This window comes from Mameliella sp. CS4 (genome assembly GCF_019392335.1).
Lineage (GTDB): Bacteria > Pseudomonadota > Alphaproteobacteria > Rhodobacterales > Rhodobacteraceae > Antarctobacter.
Genome location: NZ_JAHXRQ010000280.1, coordinates 1 through 239 on the forward strand (window position 1 = coordinate 1; position 239 = coordinate 239).

1 protein-coding gene is annotated in these 239 nt (G+C 38.5%); it reads right to left on the reverse strand.

Features of this window, described 5'->3' with window-relative positions:
• Positions 1-2 precede the first annotated feature (2 nt).
• The coding region (locus tag KZZ07_RS27390) for a hypothetical protein (RefSeq protein WP_219520198.1) at positions 3-239 on the reverse strand (237 nt) is incomplete at its 5' end.

Here is a 239-nt window from a genome sequence, read left to right on the forward strand (position 1 = left end):
TGTCATTGTTTGAGCTGGTTGATGTCAATATCCTCTTTTGTAGATTCAGATGGTTTATTAGACTCTGTTGCTTCTGATGATTTAGTAGTTATAAATTGTCTTTTCTTTTTTTTCTCTGGCCATTCTTCAACTACAACTACTGGCTCGGCTGGGGGCAAGTCTCTTTTTAAGTCAAATGCTACATTGTTCGTTCTTTTCTTTTCTGACAACGGGCTTGGCCTAAGTTCCCATTTTGTGCG